General features: G+C 74.9%; 3 protein-coding genes. 1 reads left to right on the forward strand and 2 read right to left on the reverse strand.

What is annotated here, in order from left to right:
* The coding region (locus AE652_RS39595; protein ID WP_199823220.1) for a hypothetical protein at positions 1–309 on the reverse strand (309 nt) is incomplete at its 3' end.
* A 456-nt stretch (positions 310–765) separates the two neighbouring features.
* Here AE652_RS39595 and AE652_RS39600 point away from each other — a divergent pair.
* Positions 766–1389, forward strand: coding sequence for a MarR family winged helix-turn-helix transcriptional regulator (locus tag AE652_RS39600; RefSeq protein WP_049660461.1), 624 nt, complete (start codon positions 766–768; stop codon positions 1387–1389).
* On the opposite strand, the gene AE652_RS39605 is transcribed toward AE652_RS39600, so the two are convergent.
* On the reverse strand, positions 1382–2416 hold a 1035-nt coding region (locus AE652_RS39605; RefSeq protein WP_049660464.1), incomplete at its 5' end, for a chloride channel protein. The two genes, AE652_RS39600 and AE652_RS39605, sit on opposite strands and share 8 nt — an antisense overlap.

A 2416-nucleotide genomic window follows, 5' to 3' on the forward strand; every position in this document is an offset into this window, starting at 1 on the left:
GGCGACCGCGGCGGCCGGGGCGTCGGCGGGGGCCGCGGCCGGGTCGACGAAGGTGGCACCCGAACCCGTGAAGGAACCGGTGACGCCGCTGTCGTCCGCCCAGATCCAGAAGTCCTCGTGCGAGACGCCATCGGGGCCGACGTGGGATTCGAGGGCCGCGAGACCGGCGCCGTTCTCGTTGGCGGTGAAGTAGCCCTTGCCGTAGTTCGCGTCGATGCCTCCAGTGCCGGCCGAGGCGAGGCCGGCGCAGCCGAGGACCAGCGGAACGGTGAGGGCGCCGACAGCCACGACTCGCTTGAGAGCACGCATGAAAATCTCCTCCACGGAGTTTCTGGATCGAGTGGCGGCGCCGGTCGGCCCCGCCGCGATTCAGACAGCCACGGCCCGCACCCCGCCGCAACCGGCGCCGCGACCCGTCCGGCCTCACGCCCCGTCAGAATCGCCGATCCCACCAGCGGAAATACAGTTCGTATGCCTATCTCGCAGGATCAGTCGGCTGGAGCACTCCCCCGTCACCCCTCGTCCCGATCGGCCCCCCGCCACGGACCGCCGCCGCACCGCCCGTCCCGCCCCGTCCCTCGGCAGCGTCATTCGAACGGGCCGATACGCGGCTCCGGCGTACGGGAACGGTTGGCTGGCGACTCGGGCGGCCGACGCACTCTCGCGGATCGCACGTCCGGCTCCCATCGAAGTCCCGCCCTCGGCGGGCGAGTTGACGGACCACCCCCTTGACAGGCGCGCCGCACAATGCAGAATGACTTCATTATGAAGCAAGTACATACATCGGAGGAAGCGGCGGCCGGCCCGTTGGGGCGGGATGCCGAGGGCCGGCTGTACGACAGCAGGGTGCGGACGGCCATGGGCGTGTTCACCAAGGGCGGGGACACCCTGGCGCTGGAGGCGGCGGCCGCCGCACGCTCGGCGTTCCACGCGGTGGAGAAGCTGCGGGCGCACGGATCACGAGGAAGGGGGCTGAGCGCGGGGGCGTTGGACGTGCTGGTGCGGCTCGGTGCGGCGAGCAGGACGGGTGGAGCGGACGGAGGGGGTGAACCGGGCATGACGGTGGGCGAGTTGGCCCGGGCCGGCGGGGTGAGCCCGCGCAATGCGACCGGCCTGGTGGACACCCTGGAGCGGGAGGGTCTGGCCCGCCGCTCCCCCGACCCGAACGACCGCCGGGCAGTGCTGGTCACCGCGACGGACGAGGGGCTGGCCTGGCTGGAGGAGTTCCGGGCGCCCACCGAGCGCGCGATGGCCGCCGTCTTCCGCGGCTTCAGCGCCGAGGAGCTGGCCCAACTGCGGCACCTGTGCCTGCGGTTGGTGGAGAACCAGCAGCAGATCGAGCAGTACCTGACCGCGGTCCCGGACGGCCCGGGTGCGGAGGTCAGCTGACCCCGGCGTCCTCCGTGCGGCCGGCCGGGGCGGCCTCCCGCTTCGGCCGGCCGCGCAGCGCCTCCGCGGTGATGAAGGCCGCCACCGTGGCCACGATCAGCAGCGGCATCGAGTTCGCCGCCTCGCCGCCGAGCAGGGCCGCCGCCAGGACGGTACTGGTGACGGGCAGGCCGGTGACGGCGGCACCGGACGCCGCGAGGCCGACGGCCAGGGCGGGCGCGGCACCGAAGCCCGGCAGCGGCGCGCAGGCCGTACCGAGGGCCGCGCCGAGCAGGATCGCCGGGAAGATCGGGCCGCCGCGCAGGCTGCCGAGGGCGATCGACCAGCCCAGCCCCTTGCAGAGCACCAGGGCGAGCAGCGCGCCGACCGGCCAGGCGGCCGGGTCGGCGGCGAGCGTGCCCAGGGTGGCCTGCCCGGAGAGCGCGGCCTCCTCCGGGGAGCGGCCGGTGAGCAGGGCGTACGCGGCGAGGCAGCCGCCGACGGCGACCGCGCACAGCACGGTGCGCAGAGCCGTCTGCCGGGCGGTGCCGGTCGTGGTGAGGGTCTTCACCCGGCGGCCGACGGTCTGCCCGGCCACGCAGACCACGGCGATCGCGACGGCCAGCGGGACGCCCCAGAGGAAGTCACCCGCGTCCGGGACCCCGCTCTTCGGCACCTGCGGCAGCGAGAGCGCGCCGATCGCCAGGCCGGTCCAGTGGCCGAAGCCGGTGAAGACCAGCGCGCCGACCCCGCCGGCCAGCAGGCTGGGCAGGATCAGCGCGATCAGCTGCGGGCCGCCCAGCCCGGCCGCCTCGATCAGCATCACGGCGGCCACCAGCGGGCTGCCGAAGATGGTGGAGATCGCGGCCGCCGCCCCCGCCGTCCCCAACACCGCCACCAGCTGCGGCTGTTCGGCCCGCCGGGCGGACCGGACGGCGAGCAGGGCGAGGCCGCCGCCGAGCGCCATCAGCGGTGCCTCCGGGCCGAGCACCACGCCCAGCGGCAGACCGGCGAGCGCGGCCAGCACCACGCCGGGGACGGCGACCGG

It is taken from the genome of Kitasatospora sp. MY 5-36, assembly GCF_001182915.1.
Lineage (GTDB): Bacteria > Actinomycetota > Actinomycetes > Streptomycetales > Streptomycetaceae > Kitasatospora.